Source organism: Anaeromyxobacter sp. SG66 (assembly GCF_022690805.1).
GTDB classification, from domain to species: Bacteria; Myxococcota; Myxococcia; order Myxococcales; family Anaeromyxobacteraceae; genus Anaeromyxobacter; species Anaeromyxobacter soli.
The window spans coordinates 1-19168 of record NZ_JALCZC010000042.1 but is presented as its reverse complement, the minus strand read 5'-3'; the positions used below and the strand labels follow the sequence as shown (position 1 = coordinate 19168).

The window sequence follows — 19168 nt, the reverse complement described above, 5'->3', positions numbered from 1 at the left end:
GGCCGTTTAGGCCGCAGCGTTCCGGGCCCCGCGCCCGGAGTGCGATCCTCGACGCACCGTCACCGAGCGTGCTAGGGCTTCGGGGCATGCGCCTCCCCCTCGTGGCCCTCGCCTGCGCCGCGCTCTCCTGCGCCACGAGCGTGAAGCGCCCGCCGGTCGAGCCGTTCCGGTACCAGGGTCATTTCGCGACCTATCCGACCGGGCTGCGGCTCGTTGCGTTCAGGACCTCGCACGCGAAGCGCGCGACGGTGATCGCGTCGTACGACGTCGGAGACGCGGACGATCCCCGCGGGAAGGAAGGCCTCGCGCGGCTCGCCGCGCGGCTCACCGCGGTCGCCGCTCCGGCGAGCGGCGGGCTCCGGCTGCGGGAGCGGCTGTTCGCGGCGGGCGTCATCGACTCCGCGAAGGTCGGCGCCGACTCGACGGACTTCCAGTCGATCGTGCGGCTCGCCCGGCTCGACGAGGCGCTCGCGATCGAGGCGGACCGGCTTCGCGAGCCGCTCGCGGGGATCACGAAGGAGGAGGTCGCGCGCGAGGGCGAGGCGCTCGCGCGCGAGCTCGCGGCGGACCAAGGCGCGACCGAGGGCGCCTCGGTCTTCGCGCTCGCGTGGCGCGGCACGCGCTACGACCGCGCCCCGCCCACGCCCGAGTCCGTGCGCGCGCTGACGCTCGAGGACGTCCGCTCCTGGGCGAGCCAGCATCTCGTCCCCGATCGCCTCGTCCTCGTCGTGAGCGTCCCCGAGGCACCCAGCGAGGCCGTCCGGCGGGTCCTCGCCGCCTTCGGCGCGCTCGCGACGACCGGCGCACCCGACGAGCCACGCGTCTCCCCTGCCGAGCGACCGTCCGTCGCCGGCCGGGAGCCGGTCCTCTGGACCGACATGCAGACTCGCTCGATCCCTGGCACGAAGCCCCACCTCTGGCTCGCGTGGCCGCTCCCGGGGATGAAGGACGGCACGAGCGCGAGCGCCTTCGCCGCGACCGTCGTCCTCCAGCAGCGCCTCTGGCGCGCCCGTGAGGGCGATCTGGCCGCGCGGGTCACCGGGGTGACGCTCACGCTCGAGCGCGGCCACCAGGGCTCCGCGCTCCTCGCGCGGATCGAGCTGCGCAGCGCGGAGGACGCGGCGCCCGTGCGAAACGCGCTCCTGCACTCCGCGTACGACGCGCGAGCGCTCGACGACTACGCCCAGCACGTCGCCGTCCGCGCGCTCGCGCGGCGGATCGACGTCGGGCTGTGGGACATGGAGGAGGGCCCGGGGCCGGAGGCGGCGTGGAGGCTGCGCGCGACCGGCGAGCCGGACCCGCTCGCCGCCTTCGCCCGGGAGGCACGGACCCAGCTCGGTCGATCGTTCGAGGAGTATTACCGCAAGTGGATCACGGTCGAGCGCGCGGTCTCCGTGGCGGTGCTTCCCGGCGCCGGCGGTCCGCCCACGGAGGCGCCGCTCGACGAGCCGGGCGCGTGGATCCCGATGGTCCGTACCCGGGGGGCCGCGGCGCCCGGCGCGACCGAGGTCCGGGAGCTCCTGGACCCGCCTCGCCTCGGCGAGGCCTTCCAGACGCGGCTCTCGAACGGGCTCCGCGTGGTGGTCCTGCCCCACGGCGAGCGCCCGATCGTGGAGGCCCGGCTCCTCGTGGACTCGGATCCCGTGGGTGGTGCGGGAGGGTCCCTCGTGCCGTCGATCGCCCTCGCGGCCTCGGAGAAGGCGTGGACGCTCGCGGGAGGGCACACCTGCCGTGCGAGCCCGTTCCTCCCCAGGCGGGAGAAGATCTCCTTCCGCGAGCGCGGCTCGGCGAACGCGCTCCCGGAGATGCTCGGGCGGCTCGCCTGCTGGACGCGGCGAAGCCTCGACGGAGACCGCGTGGACGCCGTTCGCGAGGGCATGACGTCATCACTGGCGAGGGGAGAGGCGACGAGCGCGTCGATGCGCGCCGGGCTCGCGATCTCGTCCGCCCTCTACTCGCCGGAGGACGATCCCCTCGCGAGCGCGCCGCTCGCCGGGCTGAAGGCCGAGCCCGCCCGGCGCTGGCTCCTCGAGCAGCTCCGCCCCGAGCGTTCGCTCCTCGTCATCGCCGGCAAGATCATGCCCACGAAGGAGCTGCTCGCGGACGTCGAGGCCCGCTTCGGCGGGTGGAAGCGGCGCACCTCGGCGCCGGGAGAGCACGCTTCGCCGCCCCTGCCGGCGCGGCGGCACGTGCTCCTCGTGGACGTGCCCGGCGCCGAGCTGGCCACGGTCGCGGTCGCCTACCGCCTCCCGCTGCGCAAGGGCTCGGACGAGGCGGCCCTCCTGGCGGTGCAGCACGACGTCGGGACGCGCCTCGTCGCGCTCGCGGGCCCGGCCGGCCGGATCCTCATCCATCACGGCGGACTGCCACACGCGCCGACGCTGTCGACCTGGGCGACGCTCGACGCGAGGCAGGTCCCCGGCGCGATCCAGGCGGCGCTCGACGCGGTGAGGAACCTCGCCGCGCGTCCGCTCGCCTCGGTGGACGCGAACCTCGCGCGCTGGCTCGTCGCGCGCTGGCAGGCGTTCCGGTTCGACACGACGAGCCAGCGTATCGGCGCCGTGGAGGAGCTCTTCTTCTCCGATCTGCCGCTCGACGCGTGGGAGGGCCTCCCGGCCTCGATCGCCTCGCTCACGCCGGAGCGCATCCAGGCCGCCGCCCAGGCCGTGAACGTGGGACGCGAACAGATCGTCGTGCAGGGCGACGCCGCGACGCTCGCCCCGGCGCTCAGGGACGCAGGGTTGTCACCAGAGGTGCTCCCCGCGCCGCAGCCGGCGCGGTAGGCTACCCGCCAGCCAGGAGATCCCATGCGCCAGGTCGTCCGTACGCTGCTCTACGTCTCGCTCGCCGTCGCGCCCTTCCTCGAGGCCTGCCGCTGCCCGACGGTCGACTCCGGCCACCGCGGGATCGTCTTCAAGACGCTCGGGGGCGGCACGAGCCGGGAGGTGCTCGACGAGGGCATGCACGTGATGCCGCTGTGGAACAGCGTCATCCCCTACGACACGCGCGTGCACGAGATGAAGGAGCAGCTCTCGGTGCTCTCCTCGAACGGCCTGCCGCTGCGCGTGGACGCGAGCGTCCGCTTCCGCCCGATGCTGCAGGAGCTGTACGAGCTCCAGACCCAGATCGGCCCGGACTACGACTCGAAGCTCATCGCGCCCATCGTCCGCTCCGAGGCGCGCAAGGTCTTCGGCCGCTACCAGCCGGAGGAGATCTACTCCACGAAGCGCGAGGAGATCGAGCAGCAGATCTACGCCGAGGTGACGAAGGCGCTCCAGGGGAAGCACGTCGTGGTCGAGGCGGTGCTCGTCCGCGACGTCGAGCTGCCCGACGCGATCAAGACCGCCATCTCCGACAAGCTCGCCGAGGAGCAGCGCGCGCAGAAGATGAAGTTCACGCTCGATCGCGAGCGCCAGGAGGCGCAGCGCAAGCAGATCGAGGCGGAGGGCATCCTCAAGTACCAGAACATCGTGCGCCAGGGCCTCACGCCGGAGTACCTGCAGTTCAAGGGGATCGAGGCCACCGAGCGGCTCGCGGCGAGCCCGAACGCCAAGGTCGTGATCGTGGGCAGCCCGAAGAGCGGCCTGCCCCTCATCTTCCAGGGCGACAAGTAGCGGCGCGGGGCGCTACCCCCCCACGCGTCGTTCCGGCCGCGGGCGAGCTCCGCTCGCGAGCGGCCGCGTGCGCCGCGCGCGCACACCCACCTCACCCACGGTCACGGACACCACCCGGCGTGGAGTTCTCGCCCGGTGATGGGCCCTCCGTGAGAGACTGCGCGTCCGTGCTCGCCCGCGCCTCTGCGCGGTGGAGGGGAACGATGAGAAGGATCGGGATCGCCGCCGGCGCCGCCCTGCTGTTGCAGGCCTGCGCGACGGTGTCGGAGAAGCCCGCGCCGGCCGAGTCGCCGGTGCCGAAGGCGGCGCAGCTGTCCGCGCAGGAGGCGCGCCGGGCGCCCGCTGCCAAGCGCTACAAGATGAAGCTCGCGATCGCGCGCTTCTCGAACGAGACGAACTACGGGCGGTCGCTGCTGAACGACGCCGATCTCGACCGGATCGGCAAGCAGGCCTCCGACATGCTCGCCTCCCGGCTCATCATGTCCGGGAACTTCGTCGTCCTGGAGCGCCCGGATCTCCAGAAGCTCGAGCGCGAGCAGCAGCTCTCCGGCGGAAAGCTCGTCGGGGCCGACACGGTGATCACCGGCTCGGTCACCGAGTTCGGCCGCTCGGTCGGCGGGAAGAGCGGGTTCTTGAGCAGCACCAAGGTCCAGCTCGCGCACGCCAAGGTCGACGTCCGCCTCGTGGACGTGAAGACCGGCCACGCCTACTTCTCCGCGATCGGGGCCGGCGAGGCGAGCACCGAGTCGGGCGAGATCGCCGGGTTCGGCAGCCACTCCGAGTACGACGCCACGCTCAACGACCGCGCCATCGCCGCGGCCATCTCCGACGTCATCGATCGCCTGGCGGCCACGCTCGCCGATCGCCCCTGGCGCACGGACATCCTCGAGGTGCAGGGCGCGCAGCTGTTCATCACCGGCGGCAAGCACCAGGGCCTCCGCGAGGGCGACACCCTCGCGGTCATGGAGGCGGGCGCGACGGTGAAGAGCAAGCAGACCGGCTTCGAGGTGACGCTCCCGCCGAAGCAGGTCGCCACGCTGCGGGTGGTGAGCCTGTTCGGCGACAGCGAGACGAACGAGGGCGCCGCCTGCGAGGTGCTCAGCGGCCGGGTCGAGCCCGCCGCGCTCGCGAAGCTGTTCGTGACGGAGCCGAAGTCGTGAGGTGCGCCATGACGGGGAAGATCCTCATGCTGGCGATGCTCGCGCTCGCCTGCGCGATGCCGCAGACGGTGGTTCGCACGCCCGACACGCGCCCCAGCCTCGCCGTGGCAGGCGCGCCCGCGGGCGCCGTCCTGTTCGTCGACGGCGAGCCGGCGGGCGCGGCGAGCGCGTACGACGGCCACCCGAACGTGCTGCTCGTCGAGCCGGGCTCGCACGAGGTGGACGTGCGCGACGGCGCCGGGAACGTGCTGCACCGCCAGAAGGTGTTCGTGGAGAGCGAGCTCAAGACCATCCAGGTGCACTGACGATGAACCGGACGACCCTGCTCCTCTCCTCCGTCGCGCTCCTCGCCGTCCTCCAGGGCTGCGCCCGGCACCAGACGATGTACGCCTGGGGCGACTACGACGAGGCGCTGTACGTGCACTACAAGAACCCCCAGGAGCGCGAGCGCTTCGTGGCGAGCCTCGACGCCGTGATCCGCGACGCCACCCAGCGCGGCGAGAAGGTGCCCCCCGGCTGCCTCGCCGAGTACGGCTGGGCGCTCATGGAGGAGGGGCGCCACGACGACGCCATCGCCTACTTCCAGCGAGAGCGCGACCAGTGGCCCGAGTCGCGGGTCCTCATGGACAAGATGATCCGCAACGCGCAGCAGAAGCGCGCCACGAACCCGTCCACGCCGGCGAAGGGTCCCGCGGGCGCGCTGAAGAGGAGCTGACATGTCCCGGCACGCCCGCGTCGCCGTCGCAGCCGCGATCCTCGCGCTCCTCTCCGCCTGCGCCACCGCTCCGCGCAAGGACTACTCGAAGTTCGTCGCGGCGCAGCCGCGCGCGATCCTCATCGTCCCGGTGGTCAACAAGAGCGTGAACGTGGACGCCGCGGACTACTTCCTCTCCACGCTGCCCATCCCGGTGGCGGAGCGGGGCTACTACGTCTTCCCGGTGAACCTCGTGAAGCGCCTCCTCGAGGACGACGGGCTCGCCGACGCCGCGCTCGTGCACGGCGCCGATCCCGGACGGCTCTGCGCGCTCTTCGGCGCCGACGCGGTGCTGTACGTCTCCATCGAGAAGTGGGAGGCGAAGTACCTCGTCGTCACGACGCAGGTGAACGTCGAGTTCGAGTACGTCCTCAAGGACGGCAAGACCGGCGAGACGCTCTGGACGGACCACGAGGCGATGGCCTATCAGCCGGACTCGAACGGCGGCGGGATCATCGGCGCGATGGTGGCCGCCGCGGTGACGAAGGCCTCACCGAACTACATGCCGCTCGCGCGCCAGGCGAACTGGAAGGCGCTGTCCTTCCCCGGCCCCGGCTTCCCCGCCGGGCCCTACCGGCCCGAGTACGGCAAGGACCTCGTCGCCGACACGCGGCTCTGATCGCGGGAGGGCGCACCGGCGGGCAGGCGGGCGCCCAGGGTGCGTGCGATCCTGCGTGAACCGACGGTCAAGGCAGCGCAGCGGCGTCGCGCACGAGGTCCGCGTAGCGGTTCACCGGATCGGCGGGGTCGGTGCCGTCCCGCCAGCGGAACGTGTACGGGTCCCACCCGTCCGGCCGCGCGTCGTAGGCGAACAGCCAGGGCGCGACGCCCGCGCCGCCCGCCCGGCGGATGCAGCGGAACCAGCCGCGGTAGATCGCGCGGCGATCTTCGAGCGGCAGCCCGTCGTTGCGGAGCCCCAGCTCGCCGACCAGGAGCGGCTTCCCGAGCCGGCGCGCGGTCGCGATCCGCTCGGAGAGGAACCCCGCGCCGAAGAACGCCGCGAAGTCCGCCGGGACGCCCCACGCCTCCGGGTAGAGGTGCACGCTCGCGTAGTCGACGTACGGCGACGCGGTGAGGAGCGCGAACTCCTCGCCGTCGAGCCCCTCCTCGCCTGAGCCCACGAGGTGGCCGGGCGCGCGCGCCTTCACGAGCGCGGCGACCTCGTCCACCCAGGCGCGGAGGGCCTCCCGCGAGACGCCCTCCGCGCGGGGCTCGTTCACGAGCTCCCAGGCGAGCACGGCGGGGTGGTCGCCCCAGCGGATGCCGTCGACCGTGCTCACCCGGTCGAGGAGCGCCGCCACGTGCGCGCGGAAGTGCTCGACCACCGCGCGCTCCGTGAAGAAGCGCGGATCGCCCTCGCGCGGCGCGGGGAGCCCCGCCCACGCGACGTACTGGCGCTGGCCGCCGTAGTCGTCCCAGCGGTTCGCGAGCGGCAGGACGAGCCGGAGCCCGTGGGCGCGCGCGCGGGCGAGGACGAGGTCGAGGCCGCGCAGGGCGAGCTCGTCGTAGACGAGCGGCGCCGTCTGCATCGCCGCGTCGCCCGCGCCGTCGTTGAACGCGTTCGTGCGCACCGCGCGCACCCCGAGCGCGGCCGCCTTCGCGAGCGTCTCCTCGACGGCCGCGGCCTCCACCTCCCCGCGGCGGAGCGCGCGCGTCGCCTCCTCCTGGAGGTAGTACGCGTTCAGCGCGACGAGGTGGCCGTCCACGCCGGGCAGGGCGGACGGCGGCCCCTCCTCGCACGCGGCGGCCTCCTCCTCCAGATCCGGCCCGGCGTCACAGGCGGTCACGCCGAGCAAGATGAGGGCGAGGAGCGCCGCGCGCATGGGCGCCGGCCCACTCAGGCATTGCGCCACGCGCGCTCGGCGCGAAGCACGAGCGCGCCGAGCGGCACGTCGAACGGCCAGGAGTCCGCGATCATCCGGCCGAGGCCCTCCTCGCGATCGCGCTTCGGCGGGAGGGCGCCCGCCTCGAGGGAGGTCAGGTAGGACCGGAGCGTGTCCCGGCAGGCGCCGAGCTGGGTCGGGCAGAGCTGGTACTTCGGGGCCGCGAGCTCCGCCTCGATCTCGGCGAGCGCGCTGGCGACGAGGGTGCGGGCCTGGTTCCGGCGGTCCATCGGGCCCGCGTTGTATCCGACCTTCGCGCCGGGGGAAACCGTCGCGCCGCGGGGCCCGCCGCGCGCGGGGCCTTTCCGTTCAACGAACATTGAAACCCGGCGGCGCCACTGGTACAGATCGCCGCGCCATGGCCTACCGCTCCTTGCGGGAGTTCCTCGATCGGCTCGAGTCGGCGGGCGAGCTCGTCCGCGTGAAGGAGCCGGTCGACCCCGTGCTCGAGATGGCCGCGCTGGCGGACCGCGCGGCGAAGCAGGGTGGACCGGCGCTCCTCTTCGAGAACTTGAAGGGGCGGGCGCCCGGCGGGTTCCCGGTCGCGATGAACCTGTTCGGGACGCGCCGCCGCACGAGCTGGGCGCTCTCCTCCGAGGACTTCGAGGAGCACGCCCGGGAGCTGCGCGCGCTCTTGCACCTCGCCCCGCCGCAGTCGCTCTGGGACAAGCTCAAGATGCTCCCGAAGCTCGGGAAGCTCGCGACGATGACGCCGAAGCACGTCTCGTCCGCGGCGAGCCAGGAGGTCGTCGTCCGCGAGCCCGATCTCGGGAGCCTGCCGGTGCTCACCACCTGGCCGCACGACGGGGGGCCGTTCATCACGCTCCCGCAGGTCATCACGCGCGACCCGGAGACCGGCATCCGCAACGTCGGGATGTACCGGCTGCAGGTGCTCGGGCCGAGGCGGCTCGCCATGCACTGGCAGCTCCACAAGACCGCGACCGCGCACTACCGCGCCTACCAGAAGCGCGGCGAGCGGATGCCCGTCGCCATCGCGCTCGGCGGCGATCCCGCCCTCACCTACTGCGCGTCCGCGCCGCTGCCCCCGAACGTCGACGAGTACCTGTTCGCCGGGTTCCTGCGCGGCGAGGCGGTGCGCATGGCGAAGGGCGTCGCGGTGGACCTCGACGTGCCGGCCGACGCGGACCTCGTCATCGAGGGCTTCGTGGACACCGCCGCGCCGCTCGTGCGCGAGGGACCCTTCGGCGATCACACCGGCTTCTACTCGCTCGCCGACGACTACCCCGCGCTCGACGTCGTCGCGGTGACGCACCGGCGCGACGCCGTCTACCCGGCCACCGTGGTGGGCCCGCCGCCGGTCGAGGACCAGTGGCTCGGCAAGGCGACGGAACGGATGTTCCTGCCCATGCTGCAGATGATCTTCCCGGAGATCGTCGACATGGCGATGCCGGTGGAGGGCGTGTTCCACAACCTCTGCCTCGTCTCCATCAAGAAGGACCACCCCGGCCAGGCGAAGAAGGTCATCCACGGCCTGTGGGGCTCCGGCCAGATGGCGCAGACGAAGACGCTCGTGGTGTTCGACGAGGACGTGGACGTGCAGGACGTCTCCCAGGCCGCGTGGCGCGCCTTCGCGAACGTGGACGTGAAGCGCGACCTCGTCATCGCCGACGGGCCGGTGGACGTGCTCGACCACGCCGCCGCGCACTTCGCCTTCGGCGGCAAGATCGGCGTGGACGCGACGCGCAAGTGGGCCGAGGAGGGCGGGCGCGAGTGGCCGGAGGTCTGCGTCCACCCGCCCGAGGTGGTCGCGCGCATGGACGCGCTCTACGAGCGCCTCGTCCCGGGCGCACCGAAGCCGCGCCGCCCCCGCATCGCGGCGCCGCCCGCGGCCTCGTGGACTCCCCGGCGCGGAGGGATCCTCCAGTGACCGTCCCGCTCCCCGGCGAGGCGCAGCGCGGCTCCGCGGTGCGGGCGATGTTCGACCGCATCGCCCCCCGCTACGACCTGCTCAACCGCGTCATGACGCTGAAGGTCGATCAGGCCTGGCGGCGGCGGCTCCTCGCGGACCTCGCGCCGCGGGACGGCGAGGCGCTGCTCGACCTGTGCGCCGGCACCATGGACGTCGCCGCGCTCGCCCGCGGGCGCGCGCCGGGGCTGCGCATCGTCGGCGCCGACTTCTCGTTCCAGATGCTGGCGCGCGGCGTCGAGAAGACCGGGCTGCCGGCCTCCCAGGCGGACGCGATGGCGCTGCCGTTCCGCGGGGCGCGCTTCGACCTCGCCACCGTGACCTTCGGGATGCGGAACCTGGAGCGCTACGAGACGGGGCTCGCCGAGCTCGCGCGCGTGCTGAAGCCCGGCGGCCGCCTCGGCGTGCTCGAGTTCTTCCGGCCGGAGTCCAAAGGCTCGCGGTTCGTGCACGGCGCGTACAACCGGCTCGCGCTGCCCATCCTGGGCCGGATCCTCTCGCCCGATCCGGAGGCGTACCGCTACCTCGTCGCCTCCATGGAGCGCTTCGCCTCGCGCCCGGAGTTCGAGGAGGCGGCCCGGCGGGCGGGGTTCCGGGAGGTGCGCGGCGAGACGCTCTTCCCGGGCGTGTGCGGCCTCGTGACGGCGGTGCGCGCGTGAAGCTCGTCGTCGCCGTCTCCGGCGCGTCCGGCGCGCCCTACGCGAAGCGGCTACTCGACTTCGTCGCCGCGAACGGCGAGAAGCACGGCGTCTCGCTGGACCTCGTCTTCACGCAGACCGGCAAGCAGGTCTGGAAGCAGGAGATCGGCTCCGAGCCGCGCTACCCGTTCCGGGTCTGGAAGAACCAGGACTTCACCGCGCCGTTCGCCTCCGGCTCGGCGCAGTACGACGGCATGGTCGTCGTCCCGTGCTCGTCGGGGGCCCTCGCGCGGATCGCGCACGGCATCTCGGTCGACCTCGTCGGCCGCGCCGGTGACGTGATGCTGAAGGAGGGGAAGAAGCTCGTGCTCGTGCTGCGCGAGACGCCCCTCTCGCTCGTCCACGCCCGGGCCATCACCCAGGTCATCGAGGCGGGCGCCGTCGTGCTGCCCGCCTCGCCGTCGTTCTACTCCGGGCCGAAGACCATCGAGGCGCTCGTCGACACGGTCGTGTCGCGCGTGCTCGACCGGCTCGGCCTGCCGAACGAGCTCATGAAGCGCTGGGAGGGGCTCGTGCCCCGCGCCCCCGAGCCGGTGGAGGAACCCTAGATGATCTCGACCCTCGCGCACCGCGCCCTCGAGCGCGACGGCCTCGGCCCCATCCGCGACAAGGTCCTCGCCGGCGAGCGGCTCTCCGACGCCGACGCGCTGCGCCTCCTCGAGGCGACCGACCTCGCCGCGGTGGGCGCGCTCGCGAACCACGTCCGCGAGGCGCGCCACGGCGACCTCACCTTCTACAACCGCAACGTCCACCTGAACCCGACCAACGTCTGCGTCGCGACCTGCAAGTTCTGCTCGTTCGCGCGCAAGGACGATCAGGTGGCGTCCGAGGGCTACACGATGAGCCTCGACGACGCGGTCGCGAAGGTGCTCGCGCGCCGCGGCCTCGGGATCACCGAGGTCCACATCGTCTCCGGCCTCCACCCCGAGCTCCCCTGGGACTACTACCCGGAGCTCCTGCGCCGGATCCGCGCCGCCTGGCCCGAGCTCGCCATCAAGGCGTTCACCGCCATCGAGATCCACTTCTTCGCGGAGAAGTTCGGGAAGAGCTACGAGCAGGTGCTCCGCGAGCTGCACGCGGCGGGCATGGACACGATGCCCGGCGGCGGCGCCGAGATCTTCGCGAAGCGCGTGCGCCGCAAGATCTGCGACGACAAGGCGACCGCCGAGCAGTGGCTCGAGATCCACCGCACCGCGCACCGGCTCGGCCTCAAGACGAACGCGACCATGCTCTACGGCCACATCGAGCGGCTCGACGAGCGCGTCGATCACATGCGGCTCCTGCGCGAGCTGCAGGACGAGACGGGCGGGTTCCAGGTCTTCATCCCGCTCGCGTTCCACCCCGAGCACAACATGATCGGCAAGGCGTTCCCCAAGCCGACCGGCTACGACGCGCTGCGCACGCTGGCGGTGGCGCGTCTCTACCTCGACAACTTCGACCACGTGAAGGCGTACTGGGTGTCGCTCGGCGAGCGGCTCGCCCAGACGTCGCTCGCGTTCGGCGTGGACGACGTGGACGGCACCGTGCTCGAGGAGCGCATCTACCACATGGCCGGCTCGACCGTGCCGCAGGCGCTCTCGGAGCGGACGCTGCACGACCTCATCCGCGCCGCGGGTCGCGTGCCGGCGGAGCGCGACAGCCTCTACCGCGTGCTGAAGGTGCATGATGGCGCAGGGGCGGCCGCGACCCCCGCCCCCGTGGACCCCCCGCTCGCCGCCGCCGCCCGCCGAGTCTAGGACCCGCCATGCCGAAGCTCCGCGCCGCCGCCGTCTCCTTCCTGAACGCCCACCCGCTCACCGTCGGGCTCGAGGGCTCCGAGCGGATCGAGCTCGTCCTCGCCGAGCCGTCGCGCTGCGCCGCGATGCTGGAGGCCGGCGAGGTGGATCTCGCGCTCGTCTCGGTCGCCGCGCTCACCAAGGGCGAGTACGAGATCGTGCCCGGCATCGCCATCGGCGCGGACGGGCCGGTGCAGACGGTGGTCCTCGCCGGCGAGCAGTCGCCCGCGATCTGGGACGAGGTGTTCCTCGACACCGCCTCGCGCACCTCGCACGTGCTCGCCAAGATCGTCCTCGACGAGATGGGCGTTCACCCGACGTTCACGCCGATGCAGGCCGACGAGGGGCTCGCGCGCGCCAAGGGCCGGAAGGGCGCGCTCGTCATCGGCGACCGCGGCTTCGGGGTGCGCGCGAACCACATCGTCGATCTCGGGCGAGAGTGGACGCACCTCACGGGCCTGCCCATGATCTTCGCGCTCTGGGCGGCGCGGCCGGGCCGCGTCTCGCCGGAGGACGTGCAGGAGCTGACGCGCGCCGCGCAGCACGGCCTCGGCGTCCGGACCGAGCTCGCCCAGCGCTTCGCCGCGCAGAAGGGCGGCGATCCGGAGCGCTACCGCCGCTACCTCACCCAGCGGATCCGCTACGGGCTCGGGCCGCACGAGCTCGACGGCCTGGAGGCGTTCCTCGCCCGAGCGGCCGAGAAGGGCTTCCTGCCGCCGATGAAGCTCCGCTTCGTCGACGACGTGGTCCGCACGGCGCGCACCCGGCGGGTGGTCTCGCTCGACACCGCGCTGCAGAAGGGCGCCGACGGCGAGCGGCTCGACGCCGACGAGGCGGAGCTGCTCGACGAGAAGGCCCCCCTCCTCGAGCTCGGCCTCGCCGCCGACGCGCGCCGCCGCGCGCTGCACCCGGACGGCGCCGTCACCTACATCGTCTCGCGCAACGTGAACTACACGAACGTCTGCACGACGGCGTGCCACTTCTGCGCGTTCTACCGGCCGCGCGGCCACAAGGACGCGTACGTCCTCGACCGCGACGAGCTGACCCGCAAGATCGACGAGACGGTGGCGCTCGGCGGCATCGAGATCCTCCTCCAGGGCGGCCTGCACCCGGACCTCGGCGTGGAGTGGTACGAGGAGCTGTTCCGCTGGGTGAAGGAAAAGTGGCCGGTGATCAACCTGCACGCGCTCTCGCCCGAGGAGATCTGGCACATCGCCCGCACGAGCGACCTGCCCCTCGACGAGACGATCCAGCGGCTCATCGCGGCCGGGCTCGACTCGATCCCCGGCGGAGGCGCCGAGATCCTCGACGACGAGGTGCGCCGCCGGATCGCGCCGCTCAAGTGCTCGACCGACGAGTGGCTCTCCGTCATGAAGGCCGCCCACGTGAAGGGGCTACGCAGCACGGCCACCATGATGTTCGGCGTCGGCGAGGAGGCGCGCCACCGGGTGGCGCACCTCGCGCGGCTGCGCGAGCTGCAGGACGAGACGGGGGGCTTCACCGCCTTCATCTGCTGGCCGTTCCAGTCGGCGAACACGCGGCTCACCGCGTCCGACACGAGCGCGCAGGCCTACCTGCGGGTGAACGCGGTCTCGCGGCTCGTCCTCGACAACGTGCCGAACCTGCAGGCCTCCTGGGTCACCATGGGCGGCGGGGTGGCCCAGGCCTCCCTGCACATGGGCTGCAACGACTTCGGCTCGGTGATGATCGAGGAGAACGTGGTCTCGGCGGCGGGCACGACCTTCAGCATGGACTCGGAGGAGGTCGAGCGGCACATCCGCGACGCGGGCTTCCGCGCCGTGCGGCGGAACATGAAGTACGAGCGGCTGGGGGATCGGATCGCGTGACCCCGCGCGTCTACAGCGCGCCCTGGGTGCTCGCCGGGCGGGCGGCCGCGGGCGCGACCCCCGCCGCCCTCCGCGACGGCGCCGTCGCCCTCGAGGGCGATCGCGTCCTCGCCGCCGGACCGCGCGCCGCGGTCGAGGAGCGCTTCGGCGCGGGCGAGCGGCTCGACGCGGTGATCCTCCCCGCGCTCGTGAACGCGCACCTCCACCTCGAGCTCTCGCACATGGCCGGGCGGGTCGCCGGCGGCGAGGGGCTCCCCGCCTGGATCCACCTCTTCATCTCCGCCCGCGCGCTCCCGCGCCCCGAGGAGGAGGCGGCGCAGGCGATGATCATGTCCGCCGAGGACATGGTCCGCGCCGGCGTCGCGGCGGTGGGGGACGTCTCGAACACGCTCGGCTCGGTCGCGCCGCTCGCCGCGGCCGGGTTCTCCGGCACCGTCTACCAGGAGGTGTTCGGGGTGACGCCCGCGCGCATCGAGGCGGCGCTCGCAGGCGCCCGCGCCGCGCGCGCGGCCTGCCCGCCCGCGCCCGGCCTGCGCATCGCGCTCTCGCCCCACGCGGTCTACTCCACCCACGGCGCGACCCTCGGGCAGCTCCTCGCCGCCGGCCCCGCCTCCATCCACCTCGCCGAGGATCCCGCCGAGCGCGCGCTGTGCGCGACCGGCACCGGCGACTTCGCCCGCATGTTCAGCTCGCTCGGCGCGGCCCGCTCGCTCCGGCCCCGCGCGCGCTCGGCCGTGGCGTTCGTCGCCGAGCACCTCGCGCCCCACCACCTCGCGGTCCACTGCGTGGACGTGGACGAGGACGACGTCGCCCTCCTCGCCCGCACCGGCGCGACGGTGGTCCTCTGCCCGCGCTCGAACCGCTTCATCGTCGGGAAGCTCCCGCCCGTGGCGGCGCTCCTCGCCGCGGGCGTGCCGCTCGCGGTGGGCACCGACTCGCTCGCCTCCTGCCCCTCGCTCTCCCCGCTCGCGGACCTCGCCCTGCTCCGCCGCGAGCTGCCGGGAATCCCGGCGGCGACGCTCCTCCCGCTCGCGTGGAACGGGCTGGCGGTCGGCGCGCCCCACGTCGGCGCGCTCGCGCCGGGCGCGGCGCCGGGCGTCCTCGCCGCTCCGCTCGAGGGCGCGCGCGTGGAGGACCCCTTCGACTTCGTCGTCTCGGCGTTCGGCGCGGAGGAGCGCCCGTTCACCTGGCTCGCGCGCCCGCGCGCGGAGGCCCTCGCATGACCTCTCCCACTCCGGCCCGCGCCGCCCCTGCGGCGCCCGGCGGGACCATCGCCGCGCTCGCGCGGATGGTGAAGCTCAGCCACTCGCTCTTCGCGCTGCCGTTCGTGGCGGCCGCGGTGGTGCTCGTCTCGCGCGAGGCGCGGCTCGAGCCCGTGCGGCTCGCGCTCGTGGCGCTCGCCGTCGTCGCGGCGCGCACCGCCGCGATGGCGATGAACCGCATCGCCGACCGCGCCTTCGACGCGCGGAACCCGCGCACCGCGCGGCGCGAGCTCGTGACGGGCGAGGTGTCTCCCGCGGCGGCCATCGCGCTCCTCGCCGGGAGCGGCGCGACCTTCGTCGCCGCGGCGGCGCTCATCGCGCCCATCTGCGGCTGGCTCGCCCTGCCGGTGCTGGCGATCCTGCTCGGCTACTCGTACGCGAAGCGCTTCACCTGGGCCTGCCACCTCTGGCTGGGCGTCGCGCAGGCGCTCGCGCCCATCGGCGTCGCCATCGCCCTCACCGGCGCGGCGCCCGCCTCGGCGATCGCGCTCGGCCTCGGGGTCGGGGCCTGGATCGCCGGCTTCGACGTCTTCTACTCGCTGCAGGACATGGACTACGACCGCGGCGCGGGGCTCCGCTCCATCCCGGCGCGCTTCGGCGTGCGCGGCGCGCTCGCCTGGGCCCGCGGGCTCCACGTCCTCGCCATCGCCTGCGTCGCCCTCGCAGGCGTGCTCGGCGGCCGGGGTGCGGGCTGGTTCGCCGGGACGGTGGTGCTCGCCGCGGTGGTCGCGGCCGAGCACGTCCACGTGGCGCCGCGCGGGCAGCTCCGGCCGGAGCGGATCAACGTCGCGTTCTTCAACTACAACGCCTTCGCGTCGATCGCCTTCGCGCTCGCCGCGCTCGTGGATCTCGCCCTCGCCTGACGCCTCCGCCCATGACCGCGACCGCGTCCCACCCGCCCGCCACCTCCCACGCCCTCACGCGCTCCGACCTCGCCGTCGCCGACGCGGTCGGAGCGCTCATGGAGCTGTGGGGGTTCCGGCGGCAGCTCGGGCGGGTGTGGGCGGTGCTGTTCCTCTCCGAGCGCCCGCTGGCGGCGCCGGAGCTGTGCGACCGGCTGCACATCTCGACCGGGCTCCTCTCCATGAGCCTCGCCGAGCTGCGCCACTGGGGCGTGGTGCGCACGGTGGCGGTCCCAGGCGACCGCAAGGAGCACTTCGAGGCGGAGACGAACGTCTGGCGGCTCGTCGCGAACGTGCTGCGCGCGCGAGAGAAGCGCGCGGTGGAGGAGGCGCTCGCGACGTTCGAGCGGGTGCTCCACGAGCTGCGCGCCGCCATGGCGGACGTGGACCCCGGCGTGAAGGCCGCGGCGCGCTTCAAGGTGCGGAGGCTCGAGCACCTCGCGGACCTGTGCCGCGCGGCGCTGAACGTGCTGAAGCTCCTCGTGGACAGCGCCCGCGTCGACGCGGGTCCCCTCAAGGCCATCAGCGACGCGCTCGGGCGGCGCTGAGCGCGGCGACTCTCAGGATCTCGAGGGCGCAGTCCCCGCCAGATCCGCCAGCGGCAGCTCGACGTGGAAGGTGGACCCCTGCCGCGGCCGGCTCTCCACGCGGATGGCGCCGCCGCCGGCCTCGATGATCTCCCGGGCGACCCACAGGCCGAGCCCGAGCCCTCCGTAGTGCCGCGCGCTCACCGCGCGCTCGAAGGGCTCGAAGATGCGAACCTGGTCCTCCGGGGCGATCCCGATGCCGCGATCGGCCACGGTGAGCACCGCGACGCCGTCGCGGCGCTCGAGCGCGAGCGCGATGGGGCTCCCCGCGCCGTACTTCATCGCGTTGGCGAGCAGGTTCGTGATCACCTGCTCCACCCGGAGCCTGTCGCCGAGGGCGGCGATCCCGGGCGCGACGGCCACCTCGAGCGGGCAGCGTGCGCGGTCGGCGGCCTCGGCGAGCCGCGCGGCGACCTGCGTGACGCTCTCCGTCAGATCGAAGCGCTTCCGCTCCAGGTCGAGCTTCCCGGTCGCGATGTGCGAGACGTCGAGGAGCGTGCCGACGAGCGAGCCGAGCCGCTCGACGCTCGCGGCGCTGGCCGCGACGCGCTGCATGACGCCCGCGAGCTCGGGCGACACTCGCTCCCTGCGGAGGAGCCGGTGCGCCTGCTGGATCTGGAGGAGCGCCGCGGTCACGGGCGTCTTGAGCTCGTGGCTCGCCACGGAGAGGAACACGTCCCGGGCGCGGATCGCCTCGTTCTTCGCGTCCTCGGAGGCCTTCTGGAGGTGGATGTCGGTGAGCGTGCCCACCCACCGGCGCAGCCGCCCGTCCGCGCCGCGCAGGGGGGCGGCGCGCACGAGGAACCAGCGGTATTCGCCGTCGCGGCCGAGGAGCCGGAGCGTGCCGTCACCCCCGATCTCCTCGTCGCGCATGCGCTTCCAGAACGCGACCACCGGGGCGCGGTCCTCGCGGTGCACGAGCGTGCGCCAGCGGCCGTTCGCGAGCTCCTCGTCCGTCTTGCCGGTGTACTCGCGGATCTGCGGGTTCTGGAACTGGGTGCGCCCCGTGGCGTCCGCGGTCCAGACCATCTGCGGGATGGCGCCGAGGAGCGTGCGGAACCACTCCTCGGACTCGCGCTGCGCCGCCTCCGCCGTCTCGCGCGCCGTGAGGTCCGAGCACGCGCCCACCCACTCGATCACCCGCCCGCGAGTGTCGGCGACCGGGGCGGCGCGCGCCACCACCGGCGCGAAGCCCCCCCCGCTCCGACGCAGCCGGTACTCGAGCTCGAACCGGTCGCGCCGCGCGACCGCCTCGCGCCAGCCCCGCGCCACTCGGTCCCGGTCGTCGGGGTGGACCGCGTCGAGCCAGCCCGAGCCGCGGTACTCGGCCAGGCTCTGGCCGGTGAAGGCGCGCCACGACGGCGAGTCCGCGTGCGCGAGCCCCTCGGGAGTCGTCGTCCAGATGACGTCCGAGCTCGTCGCCACGAGCGATTCGAAGCGGTGCGCGTGCGCGTCGCGCTCCAGGTACCCGTCCCGCAGCGCCGCCGCGATCCAGCAGAGCACGCCGCCGATGACGAGGAACAGCGAGACGACGACCACCTCCGCCTGCGACGGCCCGAACGCGTCGTAGGGCGCGATGAAGAACCAGCCGCACAGGCCCGCCGAGAGCCCGAGCGAGAGGAGCCCCGGCCCGAGCCCGCCCAGGTAGGTCGCGAAGACGACGGCCGGCACGTACAGCGCGAGCGGAGCGCTGGAGACGAGCGGGCGCATCGCCAGCGAGAGCGCCGTGGAGAGGAGCGGGAACGCGACGCCGAGCGACAAGGCCACGGCGCGCCTGAGCTCGGGCGGCGGGAAGCGCACGCGCACCGGCGCAGCCTAGCGCTTCGCGCGGCGCCGTGCGCATCCTCCTCGGAGGTAGCCCTCGGGGTGCGTGCGTCCGGGCGGCCGGCCTCCTCACGGCGCCGCCCGCTCAGGCGGGGTCGAGCAGGCCGCGTGCCGCCTCGCGCGCCTCCGCCGCGATGGCCGCCTCGTCGGCGCCGAGCAGCCGGCCCTCCCGGAGCCGTACCTCACCGTCCACGACGACCCATGCCGCAGGCGCTCCCGCCCACAGGAGGGCGAGATCGCCGCCAGGGAGCTCCGGCAGCGGCACCGGCGGTCGCCAGTCGAGCACGACCACGTCGGCGAGTGCGCCGGCCTCGAGGCACCCGAGGGTCTCGCCGAACGCCTCCGAGGCGAGCCGTGCCGCGGTCGGCCAGGCGACCTTGCCGACGAGGCTGCCCGCCGCGCCCGCGCTCCGGCCGGCGTGCCTGAGCAGCGTCGCGGCGTGGAACGCCTCGCCGGCGACGTCCGGGAAGAGCCCGTCGGTGCCGAACGCGATGCTCACGCCGAGGCCCGCGAAGTCGAGGAGCGCCGGCACGGGGGCGCCGAAGAACATCGCCGCGCGCGGCGTCACGGCGAGCACGGCGCGCGCGTCGGCGACCATCACCGCCTCGGCGTGGACGGTGGTCCCCCCGTGCGCCACGAGGGTGCGCGGCCCGAGCAGCCCGTGCGCGGCGAGGACCTCCAGCGGCCGCCGGCCGAACCGGGCGAACGCGTGCGCGAGGTCGGCCTCGTCCTCGCCCAGGCAGGCGTGCACGCCCGCGCCCGCGTGCGCGCCGGCGAGCGCGAGCGTCTCCTCGGTGGTTTCGAAGAGCCCGGCGATCCCGACCGCGCCGCGGAGCCGCTCGTCGGTCGCGTGCCGCGCGGCGAACGCCGCCGACGCGCGCACCTCCTCCTCGCCGCCGGCGCCGCGCGCGCCGTGGGCGAGCACCGCCCGCAGG

The 19168-nt window shown here is 74.0% G+C and carries 18 protein-coding genes; 14 read left to right on the top strand and 4 right to left on the bottom strand.

Annotated features, from left to right (window positions below; translation table 11 throughout):
* Nucleotides 1-86: 86 nt before the first annotated feature.
* The 6 genes from MNZ39_RS13275 to MNZ39_RS13250 all read left to right on the top strand — a co-directional run bounded on the left by MNZ39_RS13275 (nt 87) and on the right by MNZ39_RS13250 (nt 6147).
* The gene (locus MNZ39_RS13275; RefSeq protein WP_242339230.1) at nt 87-2783 is read left to right on the top strand and encodes a pitrilysin family protein; all 2697 of its coding nucleotides are present in this window, start codon (nt 87-89) and stop codon (nt 2781-2783) included.
* Nucleotides 2784-2807: 24 nt separating this feature from the next.
* Entirely contained in the window at nt 2808-3614 is an 807-nt protein-coding gene (locus MNZ39_RS13270) for a prohibitin family protein (protein ID WP_242339228.1), read from the top strand.
* Between the two features lie 203 nt (nt 3615-3817).
* Entirely contained in the window at nt 3818-4774 is a 957-nt protein-coding gene (locus MNZ39_RS13265; RefSeq protein WP_242339226.1) for a CsgG/HfaB family protein, read from the top strand.
* 8 nt (nt 4775-4782) lie between these two features.
* A complete protein-coding gene (locus MNZ39_RS13260) occupies nt 4783-5079 on the top strand; it encodes a hypothetical protein (RefSeq protein WP_242339224.1) in 297 nt (98 codons plus the stop codon).
* A gap of 2 nt (nt 5080-5081) precedes the next feature.
* Nucleotides 5082-5489 (top strand): DUF4810 domain-containing protein, encoded by a 408-nt coding sequence (locus MNZ39_RS13255; RefSeq protein WP_242339222.1) that lies wholly within the window; start codon nt 5082-5084, stop codon nt 5487-5489.
* Between the two features lies 1 nt (nt 5490).
* Complete coding sequence (locus MNZ39_RS13250; protein ID WP_242339220.1) at nt 5491-6147, top strand: GNA1162 family protein; 657 nt, start codon at nt 5491-5493, stop codon at nt 6145-6147.
* A 67-nt stretch (nt 6148-6214) separates the two neighbouring features.
* Here MNZ39_RS13250 and MNZ39_RS13245 read toward each other — a convergent pair whose 3' ends face one another.
* Together MNZ39_RS13245 and MNZ39_RS13240 are read right to left on the bottom strand one after the other, a co-directional pair.
* Nucleotides 6215-7351 (bottom strand): cellulase family glycosylhydrolase, encoded by a 1137-nt coding sequence (locus tag MNZ39_RS13245; protein ID WP_242339218.1) that lies wholly within the window; start codon nt 7349-7351, stop codon nt 6215-6217.
* Between the two features lie 14 nt (nt 7352-7365).
* Nucleotides 7366-7641: a hypothetical protein gene (locus tag MNZ39_RS13240; protein WP_242339216.1), complete on the bottom strand. Its 276-nt coding sequence runs from the start codon at nt 7639-7641 to the stop codon at nt 7366-7368.
* A 128-nt stretch (nt 7642-7769) separates the two neighbouring features.
* On the opposite strand from MNZ39_RS13240, the gene MNZ39_RS13235 reads away from it, so the two are divergent.
* Genes MNZ39_RS13235 through MNZ39_RS13200 form a run of 8 tightly spaced genes read left to right on the top strand, consistent with a single transcriptional unit; the run spans nt 7770 to nt 16370 of the window.
* Nucleotides 7770-9299 (top strand): menaquinone biosynthesis decarboxylase, encoded by a 1530-nt coding sequence (locus tag MNZ39_RS13235; RefSeq protein WP_242339214.1) that lies wholly within the window; start codon nt 7770-7772, stop codon nt 9297-9299.
* Entirely contained in the window at nt 9296-9997 is a 702-nt protein-coding gene (locus MNZ39_RS13230) for a ubiquinone/menaquinone biosynthesis methyltransferase (RefSeq protein ID WP_242339212.1), read from the top strand. The genes MNZ39_RS13235 and MNZ39_RS13230 overlap by 4 nt, the downstream gene beginning before the upstream one ends.
* Nucleotides 9994-10584, top strand: a complete 591-nt coding sequence (locus MNZ39_RS13225) for a UbiX family flavin prenyltransferase (RefSeq protein ID WP_242339209.1) — start codon at nt 9994-9996, stop codon at nt 10582-10584. The genes MNZ39_RS13230 and MNZ39_RS13225 overlap by 4 nt, the downstream gene beginning before the upstream one ends.
* Complete coding sequence (gene mqnE / locus MNZ39_RS13220) at nt 10585-11772, top strand: aminofutalosine synthase MqnE (RefSeq protein WP_242339207.1); 1188 nt, start codon at nt 10585-10587, stop codon at nt 11770-11772.
* 8 nt (nt 11773-11780) lie between these two features.
* Entirely contained in the window at nt 11781-13658 is a 1878-nt protein-coding gene (gene mqnC, locus MNZ39_RS13215; protein WP_242339206.1) for a cyclic dehypoxanthinyl futalosine synthase, read from the top strand.
* A complete protein-coding gene (locus tag MNZ39_RS13210) occupies nt 13655-14881 on the top strand; it encodes an amidohydrolase family protein (protein WP_242339204.1) in 1227 nt (408 codons plus the stop codon). Before mqnC ends, MNZ39_RS13210 begins: the two co-directional genes overlap by 4 nt.
* Nucleotides 14878-15783: a 4-hydroxybenzoate octaprenyltransferase gene (locus tag MNZ39_RS13205; protein WP_242339201.1), complete on the top strand. Its 906-nt coding sequence runs from the start codon at nt 14878-14880 to the stop codon at nt 15781-15783. Before MNZ39_RS13210 ends, MNZ39_RS13205 begins: the two co-directional genes overlap by 4 nt.
* 11 nt (nt 15784-15794) lie before the next feature.
* The gene (locus MNZ39_RS13200; protein ID WP_242339198.1) at nt 15795-16370 is read left to right on the top strand and encodes a GbsR/MarR family transcriptional regulator; all 576 of its coding nucleotides are present in this window, start codon (nt 15795-15797) and stop codon (nt 16368-16370) included.
* 12 nt (nt 16371-16382) lie between these two features.
* On the opposite strand, the gene MNZ39_RS13195 is transcribed toward MNZ39_RS13200, so the two are convergent.
* Complete coding sequence (locus MNZ39_RS13195) at nt 16383-18215, bottom strand: PAS domain-containing sensor histidine kinase (RefSeq protein WP_242339196.1); 1833 nt, start codon at nt 18213-18215, stop codon at nt 16383-16385.
* Between the two features lie 103 nt (nt 18216-18318).
* Nucleotides 18319-19168: amidohydrolase family protein (locus tag MNZ39_RS13190; protein ID WP_242339192.1), on the bottom strand; the 850-nt coding region annotated here is incomplete at its 5' end.

Excerpts from the sequence above, each read along its gene's own strand:
- MNZ39_RS13275 (WP_242339230.1), top strand. The coding sequence starts at position 87 with ATGCGCCTCCCCCTCGTGGCCCTCGCCTGCGCCGCGCTCTCCTGCGCC.
- MNZ39_RS13270 (WP_242339228.1), top strand. The coding sequence starts at position 2,808 with ATGCGCCAGGTCGTCCGTACGCTGCTCTACGTCTCGCTCGCCGTCGCG.
- MNZ39_RS13265 (WP_242339226.1), top strand. The coding sequence starts at position 3,818 with ATGAGAAGGATCGGGATCGCCGCCGGCGCCGCCCTGCTGTTGCAGGCC.
- MNZ39_RS13260 (WP_242339224.1), top strand. The coding sequence starts at position 4,783 with ATGACGGGGAAGATCCTCATGCTGGCGATGCTCGCGCTCGCCTGCGCG.
- MNZ39_RS13255 (WP_242339222.1), top strand. The coding sequence starts at position 5,082 with ATGAACCGGACGACCCTGCTCCTCTCCTCCGTCGCGCTCCTCGCCGTC.
- MNZ39_RS13250 (WP_242339220.1), top strand. The coding sequence starts at position 5,491 with ATGTCCCGGCACGCCCGCGTCGCCGTCGCAGCCGCGATCCTCGCGCTC.
- MNZ39_RS13245 (WP_242339218.1), bottom strand. The coding sequence starts at position 7,351 with ATGCGCGCGGCGCTCCTCGCCCTCATCTTGCTCGGCGTGACCGCCTGT.
- MNZ39_RS13240 (WP_242339216.1), bottom strand. The coding sequence starts at position 7,641 with ATGGACCGCCGGAACCAGGCCCGCACCCTCGTCGCCAGCGCGCTCGCC.
- MNZ39_RS13235 (WP_242339214.1), top strand. The coding sequence starts at position 7,770 with ATGGCCTACCGCTCCTTGCGGGAGTTCCTCGATCGGCTCGAGTCGGCG.
- mqnE (WP_242339207.1), top strand. The coding sequence starts at position 10,585 with ATGATCTCGACCCTCGCGCACCGCGCCCTCGAGCGCGACGGCCTCGGC.
- mqnC (WP_242339206.1), top strand. The coding sequence starts at position 11,781 with ATGCCGAAGCTCCGCGCCGCCGCCGTCTCCTTCCTGAACGCCCACCCG.
- MNZ39_RS13205 (WP_242339201.1), top strand. The coding sequence starts at position 14,878 with ATGACCTCTCCCACTCCGGCCCGCGCCGCCCCTGCGGCGCCCGGCGGG.
- MNZ39_RS13200 (WP_242339198.1), top strand. The coding sequence starts at position 15,795 with ATGACCGCGACCGCGTCCCACCCGCCCGCCACCTCCCACGCCCTCACG.